This window comes from Paenibacillus sp. FSL K6-1318 (assembly GCF_037976905.1).
Classification (GTDB): domain Bacteria; phylum Bacillota; class Bacilli; order Paenibacillales; family Paenibacillaceae; genus Paenibacillus; species Paenibacillus amylolyticus_A.
The window spans coordinates 533,347-557,574 of the sequence record NZ_CP150270.1 but is presented as its reverse complement, the minus strand read 5'-3'; the positions used below and the strand labels follow the sequence as shown (position 1 = coordinate 557,574).

Below are 24,228 nucleotides of genomic sequence, written 5' to 3'. Positions count from 1 at the left end.
AGACACCTCGTTATCACTAACGTACGAATCTCACTGAAATATAGGGAGATAAAGAGCTTCCGCAGAAGCTCCCATCTATGAATCTAGCGTAATACGATAAGTAAGTGAGCATTTTGTATAAATCCCCTGAGCGTCTTCCAATCAGCAAGATATAGATCGAAATGATCTTATTCGTCTATACGCTGTTGGAGCGGTAGGATTCGAATTATGCAAAATGAGTAAGTAGGAAAAATCAGGCACGAGCAGCCGCTGCACGGGCTTCGACAGCACGAGCCGCTACAGCGCGGGCTTCAACTGCGCGAGCGGAAGCTGCGCGTGCACTGACTTCACGTGCCTCGCCCAGTCCATTCGTTTCCAATTGTGCCGCTTCAATTTCTTTGCGTTTCAGTTGCTCCAGTGTAATGGGAGTCGCTTTAATGACCATTCATATCTCCTCCTTTCATCTTAGATACTCTGATTCTATAATCTCCCAAATTGGATTTAAACTGTAAATGGAGGTAAATGAACCTCTCACTCTCCTTACCTCTGCTTTTGTACTCACAATAGACCCAACGTACCAATCACAGCTCCATTCCATTTAAACTATATTCAAGGGACGGTGAACGATCATGCTCGGACTCAAAATCCGGCAAATCCGGGAGCAGCTTGGACTGTCTCAGAAGCAACTGGCAGGTGAGGATATGACGCGTTCTTACATCAGCCTTATCGAAAAAGGTAGAGCCGTTCCCTCACAGCGTATGTTGAAAATTATTGCCAGAAGGCTTAATACACCAATGGAGTTTTTTTTGGGAGGAAGTGCATCGACAGATTCGGATATTGGTGAGGCTGTATTGGACAAGGCCAAAGCCTGTTATGCCGAGCAGAATGATTCTGCCTGCATCCGCATAGCCCATAAAGTGCTGACATTGACGGAGGATACATCGAATCAGTCTGAGGCCTACCTGCTCATTTTGCGAAGTCACAACAGACTTGGGGATTACCGACAAGCTCTGGATGAAGGGGAAACCGCAGCATTTACGGTCATTCGAACGGGGGACAGGGAACGTATTGTTGAATATTATCTGGAAATGGGGAGAGCAGCTTTTCATGCAGAGCTGTTTCATGCTGCCCGGAAACATTACGAACAGGCGTATACGTACAGCAGCAGACTCAAACATCTACAGGAAGAACACATCCATTCGCTGACCTTTCTTGGCACAACCCATTTAAGGCTGGGCAATGTGAATGAGGGCTTGAACTACTATCTCAAAGCGGAGAAGGAAGCCCAAATGGCGGGGCAGCCGGAACTGTATGGCGAGATTACGCTAGGTTTGGGCAAAGCCTATTATATGTCCGAACAGGATGGACACATGCTGTTAAGTTATGACTGGACCAAGAGATCCGTACAGGCCTATAAACAGGCGAACAGCGACTCCTACGTTCTGGCACTTCACAACCTTGCCGTGATCCAGCTTCATATGGGGCAAAAAAAAGAAGCCCTCCCCTTGCTTGACGAATGCGCTCGAATTTACGACAAACGCAATCTTCCCCACAAGAAAGCTTCCATATTAGAAGAAATCAGTAAAGTTTATTTGGAACAGCGCGAGCCAGAACAGGCAGAGGCCATCATCAAAGAAGCCCTCCAACTGCTGGATCAGCAAGATGAAGGGATGCTTCGTGCCAAACTGTATCGCTTGCTAGGTATTGTATTTCATGAGAAAAACAACAGCAATGAAGGCTATTATTTTCTAAGAATGAGTCACGATCTGCTTAAACGCATCTCTGCAAACCGCGAGGCTGACATCAGCCATCAACTCCTCCTGCTAAGCATGCAGGATCGTAAAATGAACTATGAAGATTATAAGTCATTTATCAAATAAAGCGGATTCCTTCTTCATCTAACAACTAGAAACACAGGGAAAAGAAATAATGGAGTTTGGGGTCTCTGTAACAGAGGCCTTAATTCCGGGAATCCCTGGTGACAGGACATAGGATCATCTTAAACCGCTCATCGAGTAGGAACAGGGTCATTTAAATCCAGCAGCGTTTCCGTCGATATGGCGTATTCTTGTCCCTGCGGGCCAATAGCTTTGGCCGATCCTGCATGTGCACCCGAAACATGAAGCTGTCCTGCGATAAAAGGTAGAAGCATGATAGTAACCATGCAGAGTTCACTTGCCGTTGTAACGAATTTGGTTCCCTTACTCTCCATGCTCATCTCTCCTCATGTTTATAATTGGGTAGCATAATCCACCATCGATTCCTGGCAACCTAAGACGTATTTTACGGATAATCGCTATGACTTTAAACACGTTAATCCCCATTTACCTCCACTTGCACAACCATTTCACGGATAAAAGGTCATATGAGCTTTGTCTTCGCGATAATAATCCAGCCTTTGCTTCATCGTACCTGTATGCAGTTCAAACAGATGACCATCCGGATCGGTAAAATAAACAGATAACGCATCCCGCGGATCTCTGGGCCTTCCGGGAAGAATGTCCGCCCCAGCTGCTCGCAGCTGCTGTACAGACGCGTCGAACTCCTCTTCTGTAACGGTAAATGCAATATGGGTATAGGTTCGTTCCGTATAGTTGCGAATAACATCCTCCTGATTCAAGGCGATCCACAGACCGGCAAGCTCAAAATACGCCAGTTTGCGTCCTTTCACCTGAATCTGGGCACCGAGAGCCTGCTCATAAAAGGTAATGGCCCGCTCCAGATTGGATACGGAAAAGCACAAATGATTAATTCCCTGAATATTCATGTGGCTCCTGACACCTCCATTGATTTAAGGACCTATCCTTATTATGGTATATTTTGTGCAAAAAACAACAGCTCTGCTGCCTCCTCTCGCACCTTCTTCTGGGCGAATGCATAGTTTATCCGTATCAATGAACGCTTGAGGAGGATGTAAAGCGAATGAATCCTGTCTATCCTTTTTATGGTGAGAAAACGGTGTGTAAAGAGCAAAAGCTGGCATTCCCACCCCAGCATCAGGACCAGCAACCCGGTCTGGAAACCCTAATGGTGCCTGAACCAATTAGCGAAGATCCTGCTTATATCGGCAGTTGCAAACTCCAAGACAAAGTTGCGATTATCACAGGTGGTGACAGTGGAATCGGCCGGGCGACGGCCATCGCTTTTGCCAAGGAAGGTGCGGATATCGTCATTGCTTATCTATATGAAGTAACAGATGCAGAAAGGACTCGCGAGCGGATTGAGGAACTGGGACAGCGCTGTCTGTTGATCGAGATTGATCTCCGCCTAAAGAAAAATTGCGAGGCTGTTATTCGTACGACGATGGAAACCTATGGGAAAATCGACATTCTGGTCAACAACCACGGTGTGCAGTATGTGCAGCCAAGCATTGTTGATATTACGGAAGAGCAGCTGTATCACACCTTTCAGACGAATGTGTTCGCCTATTTCTTTCTGATCCAGGCCGCTCTCCCCCATCTGTGCAGAGGTGCCTCCATCATCAATACAGCTTCCATTACGGCATATAAAGGCAACACCCAACTGATCGACTACTCTTCTACCAAAGGAGCCGTCGTATCGCTGACTCGTGTACTCGCCCAATCGCTTGCTGCACAGGGAATCCGTGTGAACTCCGTCGCCCCGGGACCCATCTGGACACCGCTCATCCCTGCCAGCTTCTCTCCGGAGGATGTACAGGTATTTGGAACAGATACGCCCATGGGTCGGGCTGGTCAGCCTTACGAACTGGCGGCAGCTTACGTCTATCTTGCTTCCCGCGATTCATCCTACGTCACAGGTGAATGCATTCATGTGAATGGCGGCGATATGGTAACGACATAGGCTAGTATGGAATGTGGGTGATATCGTTAACTGATGTCAGGTTGGATTTGGCAGGTGTGGCAGGATATCGGTTGTCCGGTTGCGAAGAGGGTTAGGAGTATGATCCGGTTATACCGGAACCTGACATCTTGCGACAAGGAGCTGAACAACCTGATGAACTTCGATCCACTCTACCAACCGTACCCCTCTTACCGCGTGCCTGTGTATGCCAAGCAAGGCATGGTGGCGACGTCACAGCCACTGGCTGCACAAGCTGGCCTGGATGCTTTGAAAAAAGGCGGCAACGCCATCGATGCCGCCATTGCAACTGCGGCAGCACTCACCGTGCTGGAGCCTACGTCCAATGGCATTGGCGGCGATGCTTTTGCCCTCGTCTGGACCGAGGGGAAACTGCATGGCCTGAATGCCAGCGGCCCTGCGCCTCAGGGCATATCCATTGAGGCGCTTCAAGCGGCAGGCCATACGGAGATGCCGAAGCTTGGGGTTGTTCCGGTGACGGTGCCTGGCGCACCGGCGGGTTGGGCTGAGCTGAGCCGCCGTTTCGGGCGGCTCACGCTGGCGGAAGCGCTGGAACCGGCCATCCGCTATGCGGAGGAAGGTTACCCGCTTGCGCCTGGGCTGGCCCGCCACTGGGCAAGGGCAGCCGAGATCTATGCACGCCAGGGTGATGCGGAAGCAGGGCGTGCGTGGTTTGAGACATTTGCTCCAGGCGGGCGTGTTCCCGCAGCTGGAGAAATGTGGCGCTCGCCGGATCATGCGGCGACTTTGCGCCAGATTGGCGAGAGCGAAGCGCGAGACTTTTACGAAGGGGAACTGGCGGAACGCATTCATTCCTTTATGGCAGAACACGGTGGTTATCTAACCAAAGAAGATCTGGCAGCATTCCAGCCCGAGTGGGTTGATCCCATCTCTGTCTCCTATCGCGGATACGATGTGTGGGAAATCCCACCGAATGGACAAGGGCTGATTGCTCTCGCGGCGCTTAATCTGTTGAAAGGTTACGAGTTTGACGAGAAAGAATCCGTTCTCGCGTATCATCAGCAACTCGAAGCCATGAAGCTGGCATTTGCCGATGGGGAGAAATATATTACCGAAGAACGTAAAATGGGCGTGACGGTGGAGGAACTGCTGTCCGAGGCATACGCTGAAGAACGGCGCAAACTCATTGGTGATACCGCACGTGCACCTGAGGCAGGCGATCCACGAGCAAGTGGAACGGTCTATCTGGCTACGGCTGACGGTGAAGGCAACATGGTTTCCTTTATCCAGAGCAACTATATGGGCTTCGGGTCCGGACTCGTTGTTCCGGGAACAGGCATTGCATTGCAGAATCGCGGACATAATTTCTCACTGGACCCGAATCATGCAAACGCCTTGGAGCCGGGCAAACGAACCTATCACACCATCATTCCGGGGTTCCTCACCCGCGGCAGCGAAGCAGTTGGACCATTCGGTGTCATGGGCGGTTTCATGCAACCGCAGGGCCATGTGCAGGTGGTCATGAATACAATCGATTATCACCTGAATCCTCAGGCCGCACTGGATTCTCCACGCTGGCAGTGGACGAAGGGCAAAACGATTCTCGTGGAACCTGGCTTCCCACAGCACATTGCACAGGCACTCGCCCGCAAAGGACATGATATTCAAGTGGCGCTCGATCCATCCCAGTTTGGACGCGGTCAGATTATCTGGCGCAACCCGAACAATGGCGTATTATGCGGGGGTACGGAAACCCGAGCGGATGGCTCGATTGCGGCTTGGTAAAACCTACGTAATTTTTATAGGAATGTTCGTCCTATGATCCATAGGATGCTATTCTAAGACACAACAGCGATGATTCAAGTCATCGCTGTTGTGTCTTTTTTCGACTTTTAACGTCAGTAAACAACATACTGTAGTTATTCATGCACCCTTTTAACCAGAGAAATGTAAAACTAATGTATAAATCATGAAACATATTTAGATTTTCGTAAATTTTCACTACATACCATAAAACACAGTACCTTTCTGTCCGATATAGATAAAGGGAAATCCTCACCACACGTGTCATCCATATATGCGTATTTCCCTAGAGCTGAAGAACAATTCAAATCAGAAAAATGCGACTACAGAAATGAGGGTACCACACATGAAACCAAACAAGAACAGACGCGCAGATCTAGGTCTCACATTAATGATGATCCTGACGGTACTGATCCTAGGGGCTTGTTCAGCCAATAATACAACAACGGTAACAGACACAAGAACAAAAGTCGGGATCGTACTTACCGAAGTGGGTCTGGGAGACCGTTCTTTTAATGATGCTGCTTTTGATGGACTGGTTCAGGCCAGAGACGAGAAAAGCATTGTCTTTGACTATCGTGAACCGGGCGGCAATTTAACTGCCGAAGCTGCTTTTGAGGAGTTTGCAGAAGCCAAATTCGATCTGATTATCGGCCTGAGCGATACGGTCCAAGCGGATATGGAGAAGGTTGCAGCCAAATATCCTGACCAGCAGTTCCTCATGATCGACAGTCAGTCCGAACTGCCTAACATTGCCTCCATTTCATTCCGGGCGGAAGAAGGAAGTTATCTGGCAGGCGTTATTGCTGCTATGGCTTCAACGGAAGATCATGTTGGTTTCCTTGGTGGAATGGAGATACCGGTCCTTCGTAATTTCGAGCAGGGTTTTGAGCAAGGTGTTCTGGCTGTCAAGCCGGATGCAACCGTTGATGTCGTCTACGCAGGGGACTTCGGTAATGCCGATCTGGGTGAACAACTCGCTGCACAGATGATTCAGGACAAGGGCGCTGACGTGATCTATGTGGCTGCCGGTCTCACAGGTGTGGGCGCACTGACGGAGATTCAGAAATTAGGGAAATACGCCATCGGCGTAGATACCGATCAATTCTTTTTGGCGGAAAAAGCCATTCTTACGTCCATGCTGAAAAATGTGGATGTATCCATCTATAATGCCGTTAACTCGTTTATTCAAAACAATCATGCCTTCCCTCAAAAGGAAATCGTGGAGGGGCTGGCAGAGAACGCCGTGGGCCTGACCGCTCTACATAATATCACGCTCAGTGATGAACAACAGAAAACCTTCGAAGATCTGAAAACACAGATCTCTTCCGGCCAAATCAAAATTACGCTTGATCAATAACCCATCGGATTCGAGGAGGTACGCACATGAAACTACAGGGAAAACTGATACTTAATGCTCTAATCTCGCTACTTCTATGCCTTGCGCTGGTAGCCTTTATCATCATGGAATTGCTCGGCATGAATGCCAAAAATCAAAATCTGGTACCTGCCATGCTCAAGGTAAGTGAACTAAATGCCAATCAGATTCAGACCCAGCAGGCGCTGGATGTCTATTCGTTCTCCTTGACAGCAGGAAATCAGGACACAGTGCTCCGCTTGCTGGATGAAGGTCAAACGATGATTCAGGAGCTTGCGGACGGATTACTTGAAACGGATCAGCAGTTGCAGCTTATTCAGTCCATCCAGATAAAACTCACTGCTCTGAGTCAGGGAGCTACCGCGGCCATGACAGAGATGGACGGGGCGGAAGCGAAACGGTATAGCACTCGGGTTCGGGGCATACAGAATGATATCTATTCGTTGGATGAAATAACTCGGGATCGATATGATCAATATACCGTTGATTTGGAGCGTGATATCCAGCAAACGTGGCAAATCTCTCTCGGTGGAGCCATCGTATTGCTCATCGCGGTGATGCTGTTCAATATGTATACTTCACGTCAGATCGCCAAGCGTATTCGTACGCTCAAAGACGCAGCAGGACAAATTGCGGATGGCGACCTTACCGGAAAATTACCGGAAGCTCGGGGTAAAGATGAACTCGATGACCTGAGTCGCTCCTTCGGTATTATGACCCATAATATCCGAGGTATTATTCAATCTATCGGTGCAGCGGGTCACCGTGTCGATCTGATGGCACAAGACATAGATCGTGGCAACGATACGGCCCAAGCGATTGTGCAACAGGTATCCCGTACAACGGAGGAACTATCAATTGGCAGTCAAAAGATTGCTGAGGATCTGAGTGAAACGGTGATGGTCGTGGACAAAATGCAGTCTACCTTCAACAGTAATCTGGAGGCCACTTCCCAATCGGTGATCGATGGTCGTGAAGTATTAACTACCGTTGAAGAAGGCAATAAAGCCGTCGCAGAGCAACTCCGTCTGGCCGAAGTGAATCGTCTGGCGATGTCCGAGGTGGAGCAGACGGTGCGGGAACTGGAAGACAGCGCGGTTCGAATCACCACGATGACTGCATATGTATCAGAGATTGCCAAACAGACGACCATGCTCTCGTTAAATGCCTCCATTGAGGCTGCTCGTGCCGGAGAAGCAGGGCGTGGCTTCGCTGTTGTTGCAGGCGAGGTGAATAAGCTCGCAGAACAATCCGCGCAATCGGTCAAGCATATCTACGCGGCTGTTGGCGAGATCACAACCTCCATGGACAAGGTGAAGAACTCGGTAGCACAAAGCATGCAGCTATTCGGGGAACAGGAACAAGCCACCAGCCAGACCCGGGAATCCTTCTCTGCCATTCGCGGAAGTGTGGAGCGCATTAGTACCGGCATCCATCAGCTTGCTGAGGACATGCAGCACTCGAACGAACTCAGCACACAGGTGCAACAGGCTATTGAAAATATCAGTGCCATCACCGAGCAGTCGGCTGCCAGCAGTGAAGAGATTACCGCCTCGACGTCGGAACAACAACGTTCCTTCGCTGAAGCGAGTATCAAGGTGAAGTCATTGCGTGATATCAGTGCTGAGATGCATCAGGAATTGTTGCGTTTCCGGCTGTAAGCAGAATGCAGGGATCATTCGCACCGGACATAGGCCGGATGTAGGTTAGGGGTAGGTTAGATGCAAATTTCAGGCAGGTTAAAGGCAGGTTATAAGTGAGCAAGGATCAGGTAGCGTGGACATACAAGCAAATAAAGGGGAGCCTCCGTCATGATCATGACAGGGCTCCCCTTTTCAGTAGTAGTCATCTACTTTTGGTGTGCTGGTTCGTTGAATCACTTGCATTTGGGAACGAGTCGTCATAGGCAGTATTCCAAAACTGCGAGCTTGTCCCACATCTGTCCCGTCCTCACAGTGCGTCGATGATGTCTCCGGCTAGCAGGGACGATGGGTCACCGCGCAGCAGTGCTGCGCGTTCAGCGGCCTGTCCGTGGAGATATGCGCCGAACGCGGCGGCTTGCTCCGCGCTGAGACCTTGGGCAAGCAGACCGGCGATGATGCCGGTCAATACGTCTCCGGCACCGCCTGTCGCCATGCCGGCGTGCCCGGTGGTGTTGATGTACGCCTCGCCGGTTGGCGTTGCGATGACCGTTCGTGCTCCTTTGAGCACAAGGGTTACGCCCTGCTCGCGGGCGTATTGTGTAGCGTGTCCAATGCGGTCACGCTGCACCTCTTGGGTCGACATGCCCAGCAGTCGACCCATCTCGCCAGGGTGCGGCGTCAGGATTGTCGCCGCACTTCGCTGGCCCCAGTCGCGAGGCCCATGTGGGCCAGCGTCTGCCAGCATGTTGAGGGCGTCCGCGTCGATGACGAGCGGACGATCCGTTTGTTGCCACAGACGGCGCAGCCAGTCTGTGTCGCCCTTGAAGCGGCCGAGGCCGGGGCCGGTCGCGAGCACGTCGCGGCTTTGCGCAAGACGCAGCACAGCGGAGGCGGAAGCCGCGTTCCATTCGCCGCTGTCGCCATCGGCGGCGGCAGCGAGCATGAGCTCGGGCACGGTGCCGATGACATACGGCAACAGTGCCGCGGGCAACGCCCATGTGGCGAGCCCGCAGCCTGCGCGCAGCGCGGCCTTGGCCGAGAGCAGGCCTGCGCCGCTCATCGGCAGACTTCCCGCGGCCAGCAATACGTGGCCGTAGGTGCCTTTGTGGCCGTCCGGTACCCGTAGACGGCCTGTGTCCACGCGCAGCGCAACGCGCAGCACCTCGTCCGTCAGCAGACGGACCGAGGGGCCATGCTCTGGCGCAAGCCGCGCGGGAATGCCGATGGCGCGCACCACAATGCGCCCCGCGGCGGAAGCGCCCGGGTACTGCACCAGCCCGCGCTTGAGCAGCGCGAGGCATACAGTCACCCGGGCTTGAATGCAGGGCTCGTACACCTCTCCGGTGTCGGCGTCCAGCCCACTCGGCACATCGGCGGATACGACCGGCTTGCCGCTGTCGTTCGCCGCCTCAATCAGCGCCGCGTAGGCTCCCCGCGGCGCACCCCGCGAGCCGGTACCCAGCAGCGCATCCACGATGCCTGTGCACCGGCTGAAGTCCACGGCTTCGCGCCCGTGGACAAGCGCAGGGATGCCGAGCTGCGCAGCGGCATCCCGTTGCACTGCGGCTTCGCCCCGCATTGCCTCAGGGGCATCGGCGTAGACCAATGTCACGCCAAGCCCCGCTTCAACCAAATGGCGCGCGGCCACCAGCCCATCGCCGCCATTATTGCCCTTGCCGATCAGCATGTACCACTGCTGATCTCCCGGGTGCTCCATCACCAGCGCCGGATCGGCGATGATGTCGCCACCATAACCTTGCCGATCGCCGGGCCCGGTGTGTGCCCGCCGAGCATCGGTCTTGCTGCTATAGCCAAGCTGCCCTGAATCCGCAAGCCGGCCTTCTGCCTGCCCTTCCCGGCACAGCTTGATGACTTCCTCAGCAATGGCTCGGCCAGCATTCTCCATTAGACTAGTTGCCGGAATACCGAGCTGATGAATGGTATGCTCGTCCACAGCTCTCATCTGTTCAGCGGTTACGATAAACAACGTTCATCCCTCCCCGTGACAAGCTCTTCTCATACCTAAAAGCAACAACTTCGCACCTAAACTCTGCATCTTATATGTGTATCGCTATCTTTCCTCTTACCTCATCCATTTACGCTTAATAACCTACCGTAAACCGTGCTTGGATAAACTGCGGATCGTCCAGTTCGTCCACCAAAGCCGCTGCAAAATCACCAACCGAAATCGAGCTTTCCCCAATATCATCCGTAATCACCCGGTTCATGCCAACACGGAACTGGCCGGTCCGACGTCCAGTTGTGATTGTCGCGGCAGGGCTCATGTAGGTCCAGTGAATACCCGATGCTTCAATCAGGTCATATGCTTCTACATGTGCTTTTGCCAGGGGTTTGACTTCCTCCGGGAATCCCGGCGTGTCCATTAGCATCTCACCGGAATCGGTCATCAAGCTTCCCGCTCCACCAACTACAACCAGACGTCCTGCTTTTGCCCGGCGCACACCTTCAATTAATGAGCGTGTGACTTCCAGCATCTCTTCTTCTTCACCGAACTTCGGTCCATATGCACTCACAACCACTTCCTGACCCGCTGCAAAATCTGCCACCTGATCCGGGTTAAGCAGATCTCCCTGTTCCACACGCAAGCGTTCGTGCACCATCTCGACTTTCGACGGGTCACGCACCACCGCTGTCACTTCATGCCCACGATCCATCAGCTCCCACAGAATCGTCTTGCCAATCGCTCCGGTTGCTCCAAAAATGGCTACTTTCATAATAATTCCCTCTTTTCTATAGATATCATCTCGTCAACTTACCGTTATTTTAATACTTAATCCTATTGTTATATACCTTAAACGGCTCACGCCATCTTAAACCGGATATGAACACTTGTAAACCTATCTCTTACAGCTTATATGTAGAAAACCAATCTTCACTTCTCTACGGGAAGAAACACCGACACTCAGAAGTATCCCCTCTACCCACCATCAAGCAACACGGATCATGAAAAAAGCCGCTAATGCGGCTATACTGAGATGATTTCATCATGATATTAAATTTAATCTTACATCAAAATTCAGTTTCCGTTCCGTTAGGTAGTCGGCCCTTCTTCTCCCTGTCTCCACCACATACCCTCCGATTTCGGACTTGTGTATTCAAATCCAAATTGAGCATACAGACGATCAGCTGGAACATCCGCCAGTAGACTGACCAAACCGCGAGCAGGCACAGCGTCACGCAGATAATTCATAATCTCGCTCATGATCAGTTTTCCATAACCCATCCCCTGAACATCCGGGTGTACAGCAATATCCACGACCTGAAAGAAACAACCGCCATCTCCAATCACTCGCCCCATACCTACCAGCATATCCTCTTCACGCAGACATACGGCAAACAGGCTATTCGGTAGTCCAATCTCCGCCCCTTCCCTGCTCATTGCACTAAGGCCGGCAATTTGCCGCAGGGCAAGATACTCCACTGCTGCGGGTGGTGTGTGTTCAATATTCACTTGATCCATGAATTGTGCCCCTTTCTGCAAAAGATACATTGGATATCTATTCAGTAATCAATCACTTAGCTCTTAGCTATCTGATCTCTTTAGTATATCAAAAAATCTCCTGAGATTTGACAACTCAGGAGACTTTAAGAATAAAATATTATGGTGTTACAGGGGCGCTGGCTACTGAAACATTACCTGCCTCGTCGACGCCTTTAATTGTGATATTAACTAGTTTATTAGTTAATTCTTGTATTTCAACTTTAGTATACGATTGTGTCTTCAATATCAACTCGTCGTTCAAGTATATCCAATATTCCTTCACACCTACATCATCTGTCGATGGTTCCCAATCCAATACAAGTTTTCCACCATTGCGGGTTATACTCACGTTAGAAGGAACTGTAGGAGCTATAAAATCAGGTGAGACTAGTTTAGTAAGCATTTCCTGTTCTTCAGGAGTTTTATTCATTGATTGAGCTTTCGGTGCCGCCGCTGCCTTTGAGGCAACTGCTGCCTTAGCAGTAGACATTCCCGTAACATTAACTGGAACATATGAATTAGTAGTTAAACCATTGCCCAATTGCCCATCGCTGTTTGCCCCCCATGCCAACAGGTTATTATTGGACAAAGCCATACCATGACTTGTTCCAGCAGCAATGCTCTGTACAGAAGTTATAGAAGCAACCTTATCTGGTGAATTTGTAGCATAGTATCCTCCTGTACCTAACTCTCCGGCATTATTTGATCCCCAGCTATACACTGCAGTTGAAGTTCTGGCCAAACTATTAAAGTTTCCTGTTGAGATTTGGCTAATACCAGATAAACTGTTTATTCTAACTGGAGTTAGCCGCTCAGTGTTGGTACCATCACCTAACTGACCATTATAATTGTACCCCCATGCCCAGACAGTGCCGTCCTGCTTTAATGCAAGTCCATGGTAGAAACCTAAGGAGATACTTTCTACTCCTGTTAATCCTGCAATTCTGATTGGAACATTCTTTTGAACTTTTGTCCCATCTCCGAGTTGGCCGAAACCATTAGCTCCCCATGCCCAGACTGTACCATCCGATTTAATCGCAAAACTGAAGAAGGCACCTGCGCTAATTGATTTAACGCCTGATAAAGTTGGAATTTTAGTCGGAGCATATTGACTATTATTATGTCCTAGTCCCAGATCACCATAGTAGTTACTCCCCCATGCCCAAACTGTACCATCTTTTTTCAACGCCAAAGCATGACTTGTTCCGGCATCGATAGCTATGACAGAATCTAGACCTTCTATTTTCATAGGAGTATCCTGCTGCCTTGAATTTGTATTCGCTAATTGACCGTTCATATTACTTCCCCATGCCCAAACTGTACCATCACTTTTAAGTGCTAAATTGTAGTCTGGTCCAGATGTAATTGAGGTAATGGAATTCAGAGTGGGAATTTGAATCGGTGTTTTGGCAAGAAATGCGCCCTTAACACCTAACTGCCCCATTTGATTATATCCCCAGGCCCATACAGATCCATCACTTTTAAGTGCGAGTGAGTGACTTTGTCCTCCCGACATCTGTCTAGTAAAAGACTGCTCGGTAGTAACAGTTACACTATTACTCGAAGTAGAAATATTGCCTTGATAATCTTTAGCCTTAACGGTAAAGGTATATGTCTGACCAGGGGCTAAGCCGGTGGCAGTGTAATTAATAATAGATTCTAGAGACTTACCATCTACTGGCAATGTATTAAACAAAGTTGAACCTGAATATACCAGATATTCTTTTACTGCGTGGTTATCTTCTGATTCATCCCAGTACATCACTGCTGTAGAAGAGGTCTTTCCGGTAATTCTAAGTTGTCCTGGTGCAGTCGGAGCATCCTTATCCACGGGATAATTGATTCCATTTACTAGTACACGTGTAGGTTGTGCCGTAGTTGCTCCATTCCCTAATTGTCCATACGTATTAAATCCCCAGGCCCATAAAGAACCATTCTTCTTAAGAGCGTAGCTGTACATTTCACCAGCCTCAATATCTGTAGCCCCTTTTAAGTGAGCTGCTTTTACAGGAGTTGGACGCTTCTGAATAGTTGTTCCGTCTCCAACTTCTCCATAGTAGTTATTACCCCACGTCCAAACTTCTCCATTATTCGTTAAGGCCATACTATGTGAGTAACCTGCAGTTATTTTAATGACATTATTCAGATCTGGTATTTGAGTTGGAGTTGGGTGATCAATAAAATCTCCCAGGCCTAATTGACCTGATTCATTCATTCCCCAACTCCAGACAGTTCCATCATTTCTGAGAGCAAGTCCATGTAAGTATGTCATATCAATCTGAACAATATTTGATAGACCCGATATCTGAATTGGAGAGTAGTGAATAGTACTGGTTGAAGTCTTATATCCAATCGCCCGACTCCCATTCCCCCAGATCCAGACAGTTCCATCCTCTTTCAACACCATACTGTTATAGTAGCTTCCATTGATTGCAACGACATCAGTTAGACCTACAACTTGGACTGGTTCAAGGCTATTATACGGTATCTTGCCACCAACTCCGAGTTGACCTAAGCCGTTATCTCCCCATGTCCAGACAGTTCCGTCTTCCTTAAGTGCCATGTAATGTTGAAGTCCAGCAGAGATGGAAACTACTTTTTCCAATCCTGGAACTTTCGTAAGCGGAAGACGTTGATTAGTATAGTCATTAGCGCCCCATGTCCATACAGTTCCATCTGGGCGGAGTCCAATATTCTGTTTTAAACCCGTAGAGATCATTGAAAAACCGTCCAGAGTCGTTATTCTGGTAGCACTTGTACGGTTGGCTGTTGTAGCTTCACCCAACTGATAATTACTGTTGAGCCCCCAGCCCCAGACTTGACCTTGCTGATTCCATGCAAAGGTATGGTCCCTATAGGCCGAGACAGCCAAATTATTAGTAAAGAAAATAAGAGGCTTGCTGTTTTCTGAATAATTCTCAGCTTTATCTATCGCTACGATTGAGATAGACTGCATTTCATTAAGTGTGAGATTGGTAATCGTAAACTTGGTGTCTTTAGTCTCACCTAGAAGTGTATCGCCATTGTAAATTTCATATCCCTTTATGCCTGACAAATTATCTTTTGCAGGAGACCAGCGTATTACCGCTACTGACCCCAACTGACTTACTTTGAACAAATTCTCAGGTGGAGATGGCGGTGTAAGGTCAATCTTCACTTCTGTTTCCACTGTTGCACTTACATTACCTGCTCTATCTAAGGTTCGAGCATAAACTTTGGTAATCCCCTCTTGCTGTACAGGGAATGAATTAATGTATTCCTTCCACTCCAAACTGGAGCCTACTCTGTATTCGTACCCCTTTACCTTACTATCTTCGTCGGTACCTTCATCAATTTCCACATAAATTTCGTGACCTCTCCACTCTTCATATTCTAGATAAATTTTAGGTGCGGTAGGAGGCATTTTGTCGAATTGCAAAGTAAATTCCTCTACTTCACTAATATTTCCGGCATTATCAAGAGTACGAACATAGACCGTTCTAAACTTTTCACCGCTTACATTAAACGGAACTGTATAGTCAGTCCAAGTAGCCCCCTGATCCAATCTGTACTGAGATTTCATAACTCCACTTTGTTCATCTGAGCCATTAAAGATGTTGACCACATATGTAGAATTACTCCACTCTTCAGGTTCATAACTAAAATTAGGAGGAGTTGGTGCAGTTGTATCAATACTAATTTTACTTTTTTTGGTTTTCTCTAAATTACCGTCAAGATCGCGTGAACGATAATATATAGCACTCTGCTCCTCATTGACCGTTATTGGAGTTGTATACCTGGCCCAATTCAGTCCACCATCCAGGCTGTATTCAGTATAATCAACTGATGATTGAGTATCTGTACCTTGAAGACTTATCGTAACAGGGCTTAGGTAGTATGAGTTCTGTCCTTGGGTCCCCGCAACTTGAATCGTAGTTTCAGGAGGGTTTGTATCTTTCTTAATTGTAAATTTCAATTCTTTTGGCGTCTCGGCTCGGTTGTTGTTACTAACCGATTGATAGGTGACGTTGTAAACTTTCTTATCTGAAAAAAGAATTGGTTGAGTATAGGTAGACCATGTATCTCCATCATTTAAGCTGAATCTAGTTATAGATACGCCTGAACCTGTATCCTGAGCAATTAATTCCAATTCAACGGCACCATAGTAGATACCATTACTGCTTTTATTCCCTTTAATACTATGTGTAGTAATGGGGGCCCCCGGTATATCCGCTGCATATGAAATGCCTACTCCCCCAAAAAGGGGAGAGAGCAAGGATATAATCATGACCAATGCTATTGTAGCAGCAATATTACGTCTCAAGCCTCTCATGTTCATCCTCCAAAACAATTTAAATTTCTGATTTCTTAACCTTATGCCATGACTTTAACAGTAACACTGGTGGAATATAAGCTGGAATCATCCATTGATACGATACATCTTTCAGCAACTCACCAAGCAAGAATTGTCCCTGCCGATTCAATTGCATTTTCCACTGGCCGCTAGCCATAGCCTCTCCCCGATCTACAAGTTCACGGGCATCGACATAGGTATACTCTTCTCCTTTATTTCTCTCGATCTCCACTAACATGTTTTCATATTCTTGTTTTTGTCTATCCTCCTGATCTTTATCAAAATCAGAATCAAATACCATGGTGAAATCAAGCCCTTTAAACTTATACTGCTCCACTGACTTTTTAAATTCATGTGTTACATAAATTTGGTGAGATGCTGTCTCCTTAAGCTTAAAGATAGATGTGCCAGATGGTATTTTAGATAAATCAAAAAATATAGTGTTGAATCTAGAGAAACGCCCTTTAGATGTATACATAACATCTGTTCGTTGCCAATCAACGCAATCAAGTATATTGATGACATTAACAACATATAGGTCCAAGCTGTCATGTATCAATTTAAGAAATTCTACTTGTGTCTGCAAAGATGAGGCCATTATTTCTTTTACTTCATCTGTTACAATGAGTTTTCCTAAAGTAAAATCTGGGAAATCCTGATATAATCTCTTATGCACTGTCACTACTTTAGCCGGTTCCCAATCTTCTCTTAACGGATTACCATTAAAATCAGAGTTTAGTAAGTGCTCTGAATCTTCTAAATTTATATCCATACTTTTTGGATGACCACTTAATCGGTAAATTTTCATATTCTCACCTCTTAAAACACTTTATTTTATTATTTTAGATGTAGAGATTTTGTATAACAAACAATCTTTTAAGAAGAGCAACATTTCAAACTAAAAACTATAGGCTTCTCCATTTTTTCCTAAGTTACCAATTTTCAAGTTTCCATTCAACAATTCACCACGGATCCAATTCAACTTTTCTAGTACCTCTTCTGGATCATCTTTGATCGGTTTTAATTCGTCTAATACAAACTGATAATATTTTTTTGAATGTCCACCATTATGTGTTGCCATTGTTGTACCGTCTATTATTGTTGTTGCAGAACCCTTATCTTTTGGCAAATAGACTCCATTCGCAGAAGCATTAAAGTCAATCTTTAATTTTTTGAAAATGTCTTGTAGTTCTTGACAAGTCTTCAAAGTACAACCAACTGGCACTATATGATGAGCATCCCACCCCGTAGGTCTCTTCATACCAGTTGCTTTCTCAATCTCATTAGCTAGTTTATCACCATTGCTGCTACCTTTTGCACCAGTAGTTTTAGATTTCAGGTTTTTATAATTTTTGATATCACATACCTCTTGAAGGTTGTGAGTTAGAATTCCCGCTTCAGAAACATAGTAGGTGTGGAAATCACTAACTGTAAAATTATAAACTTTTACAGACTCATATTTAATTTCAATGGAATTAATACGTTCTAGAGAACCATCTTGAAGTTCAACCTGATCGCCAATAGCTAACTCATCAACTGGTACCCAACCCCGATTTTTTATCCAGAACGGGTGATCTCCTGTTGATCTAAGACTTGTTTTACCAATCTGCAGTGTAAAAATTTCCTCTGCCGTTGTATTAAACAACTGCTCTACGGGTTTATAAGACTGTATGCCTTTATCAGTATCTTTAGCAAGAACAAGATCTCCTATTTTAATTTTCTCAATAGGAATTTCACCATTTTTAGTCTTGATTAAGGTCCCCTCTGGCATGCAACCACAAGTATTTTTGTATACCCTCTTAACAGTCTTGAATCCTGTTATTCCATTCCCTGCAAATGGAATCATTGATCCTGCAGACCATAAAGCATCAGCAACGTTACCTTCTATTAGGTAGATTACTCCATCAATACCGTCAAACGGTTCACCTAATATAGGGATCATACCTATATTTTGTATAGTACAGTGTACTAGTTCTGATCCTTTTAGATTCTTACAGGTTACGAGTTTTTCTGCGCCTGCCCAGAAGTTTTCTAATCCAGTTTTTCCGTATATCTTAGAGAACCATGCACCATACTGAGTTTCGTATAATGTACTGTTAGGAATGTATACATACCTAGAAAAGTAATCTCTACATTCCAAACATTTGGTCTCTCCTGCTTTAATAGGCTTATTACTATTTTTATACTTCACTGGCGGAACCGGTGTCCAATTTAATTTAAGTTTACCATCATTAGTGACGTAAACTCTCACCCATTGTTTATCGCTATGGCTCCGATCTCTTTCATTATAACGAGAAATGACCACACTATATGTTGCACTTTTTGCCCAGTAAGTATCTTTTCCGTTAATTACAGCATGTCTCGAAAATAATTCTTTGTTTTTACTATAAGTACTTACTTGACCTTTCCATACAATGGGTACATCCTGACCTTTCTTAAAGTTTCCTTCTACAAAATCACTATATACAAGCTCATTCGTACCATTAGTTCGTACATCAAAATACAACCTTTGGTTCGAATTTTTCACACGATAATTTATCTTTGCCGAGTTGCCTGATCCCGGAGTTGCATCTAAGTAAAGATCATTATTTGCACTTGCTTTAGCCATACGCATCGTTACTACTTCTTCACCGTCGACCCAGTTCAGGTATTCAACTTTGTTAATATCAACAGCCAGATCGTATAGATACGGTTTAAATGTATTTTTGAATTGTCCCGACTTTACCTTAAGGTAATACGTCCCTGGATAAAGTTCCACAGCCTGCATGGATTCGGAGTTAGAAACACTTATAGTAAAACCATTACCATCCTCCAAAATCCCTTCGCCTTCAGACAATGCAATACTAAGTTCCTCAGGAGTACTCAACTCAAATTTGTAATAATCTACATCATAAAGCGAAGAAATTGACAAGGAATTTCCTGATTGGTCCTGATTAACACTCTCTCCATATGGAATGAGTTGCGCAGTCTCCCTTGTACTATGTGCCATACTCTCTACAGTCAGTTGTGCACGTAATCCTTGTGCAGAACCATAACTGCCTACAACCATGTAATACGTTGTACCGGCATTCAAAGTGACTTCTAACTTGGAGAATAGATCTCCATAAGGTCTATATCCTTTCACGTCATCGTTTGAATCCAAAAGTCGTTCCATCTCTGGATCACTATACAAGGCAATGTCAGTATCATTCACTTCATTACTACCAGGGTAGTATGATGTGAAGAAACGATATTTACCCGTTGTGGACGGAGTAAACTGAAGGTATGCTTCCTCGCCACTTGGTTTGGATAGACTTACTGCTTCACCTAGTTTTAAAGAATCAAACCCTGTCTGACCTGCAGCAGTAATCTGAAGTCTGGCAAATACCTTTCTTTTATTTGCCTCATTTACACGGACATAATACGGTGTTCCAGCGCTTAGATTAACAATTACTTCTGAATAGACAGATTCTCCTTTGTCATCATTGTATCCGTTGGTAATCGGTGTCAGCATATCTGCATCGGAGAACACATTTAATTCTGTATCATTAATTTTGGAACTGGCACTGCCATTATACCTGCTTGTAGCAATTCTAAATTTACCGTTACTCGCAGGGATAAATACATACACATTGCTATTACCTGCTTGTTCATTAATATCCTGAGGCTGGTTTAGATAAATATAAGGAATACTTGAACTAACAACATCAGCTGTTATTCTTGCCCGTAACGGTGTCGTATCAAAACCATTTACTTTCACATAATAGGTCTGCCCACCAACAAGACTAATAGTTATCTCTGAAAACACCGAATCATTGGCATCATCATTGGAAGCCATTTGCTTCGTAAGCTGAAGGCTTGAATAAATAGACAACTCAGTATCGACTTCAGGGCCTGATCCTTGATATGCACTCGTACGGATACGATATACCCCTGTAGTAGCTGGTGTAAAACTATATACTTGATCTCTACCCGCAGGCTGATCTATATCTTCCGGCTTTGCTACGAATAGTTCAGGAATAGTTGTTGATGACTGAATCGAAGCAAATGAGCTGTTGCCTCCTGCATATACTGCTGCCACTTCAAGTTTATACGCTTTTAAGGGCTCAAGACTGCTGAAAGTATATGAAGATGTATTAACTGTTCCTACTTCTTTTCCATCCAGTCTTACTACATAAGATGTGGCATCTGGCATTGTGTTCCAAGAGAGCTTAATACTTGTTGCATAAGGCACTGCCTCAAGCCCTGTCGGCGCTTTGAATGCTTGTGCTGTTATATTGCTTAGCGTAAGTGTATATGGTGATGTACTGAACTGACCACTGAAACCAGTAATTTTAATGTAATATGATTTGGTAGCCGTTACTTCAAAATCAATACGTTCAGTGATGCCAGTTCCATTAGAAGATTCACCTACCTGAATTCCCGACTCGTTATAGATATCCATCTCATAGTCTACAGATGAAGGTATATCTAATGTTATTGAGATTTGTCCGTCCTTATCAGCTGTCAATTTGTAATAGTCAATATCACTACTTGAAGAGATATATGAAATATAGCTGTTGCCTGGATTAACAGTTTTGGCTGTAAGAATTGTATTATTGGGTTCATACGTATCTTGCCCTGATCCTTGTTGTGCAACATTAATGATAAATGTGTCATCGAACTTACCCGAAGTTACACCCGGATAGCGATACTTGATATAATAAGTTCCGGTTGGAGTTGAAGCAGACGTACGCCAAGTATAAGGTATGTCTACATTTAAGCTTGGATTGGATATCGTCTGTGAAGCAATAATATTATTTGGATTAGAGGCAGCAGATACCTCAACAATAATTTGTCTATGAGGGTTACTACCATTCTGGTCACCCTCTAGTTTAAGTGAAACGGTGACTGTCTCTCCTGGCTCGATTGTAGCACCGTTATTTTTCAAATCATATGATGCTGTTGTAATCTCACCTTCCGGTTCAACTGGAATCACCGTATTCAACCCAGATAAGTTTTCTTCCGAGAGCGGTGCAATTGAACCTTCAATGACATTGGCTGCTTTAGCCACATTCACAAGCCCACGGCCAGTTTCATGAGTATCTTCTAAAGGTGTGACAGTTTCATATATCCTTTGAACTACTTCCTCACCAGTCCAAGAAGGATTATGGCTCCATAACAATGATGCAGCACCAGTCACATGTGCAGCTGCGTTGGAGGTTCCTGAGGAAACTCCGTATGCACCATCCATCGTGGTACTAATAATGCCGAATCCGGGAGCAACCAAGTCCAGTTCACTACCGGTGCTTGAAAAGTCGGCTCTATGATACGAATAATCAACAGCACCTACTGCAACCACTTCAGGATACTTGGCAGGATATTTAATTGTATCTTCTCCTAGACCGCTGTTACCCGCTGCAGCCACAATAATGATTCCAGCTTCTTTCGCTCTCAGAATTTCTTCATGTAAAGCTTCACTATATTGGGACGATACAAAACTCATGTTGATAATATTAATGTTATTATTGATCGCCCACTCTATACCCTGGATGACCGAACTTGTGTAACCATTACCTGTACCATCAATCACTTTCACTGCATATAGCTCTGTGGATGGAGAGATACCCATTACTCCGATTCCATTGTCAATTGCTGCGATCGTACCTGCTATATGTGTACCGTGTCCTTTGTCATCTGTATAGCTGGTCGATGATTCATCAAAACTTACTCCTCCCGCAATATTAAGATCTTGATGATCTACAACTCCGGTATCAAATACCGCTACCTTAACAACACGATCACCAGTACCCTTTTTGGACTGAAGCATGTACGCACCTGTTGAATGAATTCCCCAAGGGATGGTTTGCGCGCTCTCTTTTACTGATTTATCTTCTACTTCTGTTACATTGTCAGCTGCAATTTCAATCGGTTTATCCTCTTCTATTGACTCTATTTTAGGATCAGATAAAAGGATATTAACTTCTTCAGTATTCAGCTCCATAGATAAAGAGTTTACACTTTCCAAACTTTTCACATTATATAGATCAAGTTTGTACTCGATGTCACCAGTCGAGCTAGACGGTTCTTCTGACATTAAACCTTGAATTTTCATGCTCTTCTGGTCTGCCGACCCTCTAGAAACGCTTTCATTTACTGAAGGAAGCTGAACCGAAAATTCCTTTTTAAGCCGAACCAAGAATTTGGAACGAGGCTTATTATTATGTACATCTCCAATAACGCTAATATTGTTTAAAACATCGCTAACATCATTCTTTGGAGAATCTATTTGAACGGGTTCTTCAGGCAGTGGGGCAGTTTCTTCAACAACCTCCTCTTCCTCCTTCTCTGGTATTTCCTCCTCATTGGTTATATCACTATCGACTTCCTCAATCGGCACAGAACCCACTTCGGGGTCAGTTGATGTGTCTTCTTGCGATTTCTGCGTAGTGACTGGAATTGAAGTGTTCCCATTACCACCTCCTGAAGCAGCAAAACCTATTGCAACTTCAAAATTTCCAAGCAGAATTGAAAATGTTAAAACTAATAAAAATACACGTTTTAGACTTCTCAAACAATATTCCTCCTAATTCGACTTTTACTACCACATTTATACAACAACTTAGCAATCTCATTAATAATAGATATTGTAATCAATTAAATCAATCGCATAATTTGTCGATATTTGTAATTAATCCTCGAAAATAACGAAATTGTGAGAATATTTTGGATAAGCCTGCGTAAATATCTTATGAATCTTTGATTTGACTTTGTGCCCCTTTCTGCTTGAATTCATCTACTTCCTGTGTAATAGTGAGAGAAAGCTTACGTGAAGCGTGTTTCATGATACGTGAAGTTGGTGCAAAGGAGGAACAAGTGTGTTTCAACGTTGGATTGAAGATCTAACATCGCGCCCAGGCGCTGTGGCTGTGTTGCTTGGAGTCATGGCTTTGCTTCTAGGGATATACATATGGTCTGCCACTGAAGTTCGCCGCAGCCACGAAAGGCGAATGAGAAGGATACGAGATACATTATACATAAGTACAGCCCTCTTGGGACAACTTACCATCCAGGAAAATCGGAAATATGAACGGTCGGATCACGAACATAACGATTTGATAACGGCAATGTTAGCCTGCAAAGCTGCATCTTACCTATCCCCACAGCTACAGGACCAGATCCGTGACTGTATTAAGGAACATGATCCTGCCCGACTCGGACTGATGCATAGAGCACTGGAAAGAGAATGCACCGTATTATCGGATGAACTCAGCCGGGATACTCATGCAGATCATTGGGGCACAGCGCTCTGGACCATCCTTCGGCCCGTAGCCGAACCAGCCGCACTGGCCGCCACAGGATTTCTGGTTACAGATCTGATATTTCGTCAGCGGATGTTGGACGTTTCTGTGGACTCATGGGACAGCATCTTGCCATGGATTCGCGCGGTTTCCCTGATGATCACCATAGTATATGGTTACCTGCTCTGGGCCAGCCCACGACGGGATAGGTCACGTACAGTAACCAAAATGCTCTCCTTGCTGATCGCGCTATGCTCCTTGCTCCATCTGATTGGACCTGTTGCTTCACCCTATGCCCTTGGATTACAGCTGATTATATTCACTTCGGGTTTCGGGTTGACCGGGACACGCTCTCGCAGTGACCGCCCCTACGCAGGACATACGGAACTGGAACCAGCGAAGAAAGTCTCTACGGAGATTGAAGGGAGTCCATTACGTAAATCAGGTCCTCATACTGGTGAATAACTTACGTTTAGCTCATTTTTTAAATTTAGATGGCCGGACTTTCATTAACTATATCCAACGTATCT

At 45.8% G+C, this 24,228-nt stretch carries 15 protein-coding genes; 6 read left to right on the top strand and 9 right to left on the bottom strand.

Translation table 11 applies throughout. From position 1 onward, the window contains the following. Positions 1 to 232: 232 nt before the first annotated feature. Entirely contained in the window at positions 233 to 424 is a 192-nt protein-coding gene (locus NYE45_RS02610) for a hypothetical protein (RefSeq protein WP_340015448.1), read from the bottom strand. Positions 425 to 608: 184 nt separating this feature from the next. On the opposite strand from NYE45_RS02610, the gene NYE45_RS02605 reads away from it, so the two are divergent. After that, a complete protein-coding gene (locus tag NYE45_RS02605; RefSeq protein WP_340015447.1) occupies positions 609 to 1,859 on the top strand; it encodes a helix-turn-helix transcriptional regulator in 1,251 nt (416 codons plus the stop codon). Between the two features lie 128 nt (positions 1,860 to 1,987). Here NYE45_RS02605 and NYE45_RS02600 read toward each other — a convergent pair whose 3' ends face one another. Then, the gene (locus NYE45_RS02600) at positions 1,988 to 2,191 is read right to left on the bottom strand and encodes a hypothetical protein (protein WP_340015446.1); all 204 of its coding nucleotides are present in this window, start codon (positions 2,189 to 2,191) and stop codon (positions 1,988 to 1,990) included. 135 nt (positions 2,192 to 2,326) lie between these two features. Continuing rightward, positions 2,327 to 2,746 carry a metallothiol transferase FosB gene (gene fosB, locus NYE45_RS02595; protein ID WP_100526939.1) on the bottom strand — a complete coding sequence of 140 codons (420 nt, stop codon included), beginning with the start codon at positions 2,744 to 2,746 and terminating at the stop codon, positions 2,327 to 2,329. Between the two features lie 155 nt (positions 2,747 to 2,901). Here fosB and NYE45_RS02590 point away from each other — a divergent pair, with 155 nt between their 5' ends. From NYE45_RS02590 to NYE45_RS02575, 4 genes are all read left to right on the top strand, one after another. Beyond that, positions 2,902 to 3,801, top strand: coding sequence for a glucose 1-dehydrogenase (locus NYE45_RS02590; RefSeq protein ID WP_340015444.1), 900 nt, complete (start codon positions 2,902 to 2,904; stop codon positions 3,799 to 3,801). A 153-nt stretch (positions 3,802 to 3,954) separates the two neighbouring features. Further along, complete coding sequence (locus NYE45_RS02585) at positions 3,955 to 5,565, top strand: gamma-glutamyltransferase family protein (RefSeq protein WP_340017294.1); 1,611 nt, start codon at positions 3,955 to 3,957, stop codon at positions 5,563 to 5,565. A gap of 364 nt (positions 5,566 to 5,929) precedes the next feature. Further along, on the top strand, positions 5,930 to 6,943 hold the full coding sequence (locus NYE45_RS02580) for a BMP family ABC transporter substrate-binding protein (RefSeq protein WP_340015443.1): 1,014 nt from the start codon (positions 5,930 to 5,932) through the stop codon (positions 6,941 to 6,943). A gap of 26 nt (positions 6,944 to 6,969) precedes the next feature. Next, entirely contained in the window at positions 6,970 to 8,622 is a 1,653-nt protein-coding gene (locus tag NYE45_RS02575) for a methyl-accepting chemotaxis protein (RefSeq protein ID WP_340015441.1), read from the top strand. Positions 8,623 to 8,911: 289 nt separating this feature from the next. Here the strand turns inward: NYE45_RS02575 and NYE45_RS02570 are convergent, their stop codons facing one another. From NYE45_RS02570 to NYE45_RS02545, 6 genes are all read right to left on the bottom strand, one after another. Continuing rightward, a complete protein-coding gene (locus tag NYE45_RS02570) occupies positions 8,912 to 10,591 on the bottom strand; it encodes an NAD(P)H-hydrate dehydratase (protein WP_340015440.1) in 1,680 nt (559 codons plus the stop codon). A gap of 115 nt (positions 10,592 to 10,706) precedes the next feature. Continuing rightward, on the bottom strand, positions 10,707 to 11,339 hold the full coding sequence (locus NYE45_RS02565; protein ID WP_340015439.1) for an NAD(P)H-binding protein: 633 nt from the start codon (positions 11,337 to 11,339) through the stop codon (positions 10,707 to 10,709). 317 nt (positions 11,340 to 11,656) lie between these two features. Beyond that, entirely contained in the window at positions 11,657 to 12,085 is a 429-nt protein-coding gene (locus NYE45_RS02560) for a GNAT family N-acetyltransferase (RefSeq protein ID WP_340015438.1), read from the bottom strand. 139 nt (positions 12,086 to 12,224) lie between these two features. Then, complete coding sequence (locus NYE45_RS02555; protein ID WP_340015437.1) at positions 12,225 to 16,418, bottom strand: fibronectin type III domain-containing protein; 4,194 nt, start codon at positions 16,416 to 16,418, stop codon at positions 12,225 to 12,227. A 19-nt stretch (positions 16,419 to 16,437) separates the two neighbouring features. Then, positions 16,438 to 17,247, bottom strand: coding sequence for a DUF1629 domain-containing protein (locus NYE45_RS02550; protein ID WP_340015436.1), 810 nt, complete (start codon positions 17,245 to 17,247; stop codon positions 16,438 to 16,440). A gap of 90 nt (positions 17,248 to 17,337) precedes the next feature. Next, on the bottom strand, positions 17,338 to 22,971 hold the full coding sequence (locus NYE45_RS02545; protein ID WP_340015434.1) for a S8 family serine peptidase: 5,634 nt from the start codon (positions 22,969 to 22,971) through the stop codon (positions 17,338 to 17,340). A 304-nt stretch (positions 22,972 to 23,275) separates the two neighbouring features. On the opposite strand from NYE45_RS02545, the gene NYE45_RS02540 reads away from it, so the two are divergent. Further along, entirely contained in the window at positions 23,276 to 24,163 is an 888-nt protein-coding gene (locus NYE45_RS02540; protein WP_340015433.1) for a hypothetical protein, read from the top strand. Positions 24,164 to 24,228: the final 65 nt, after the last annotated feature.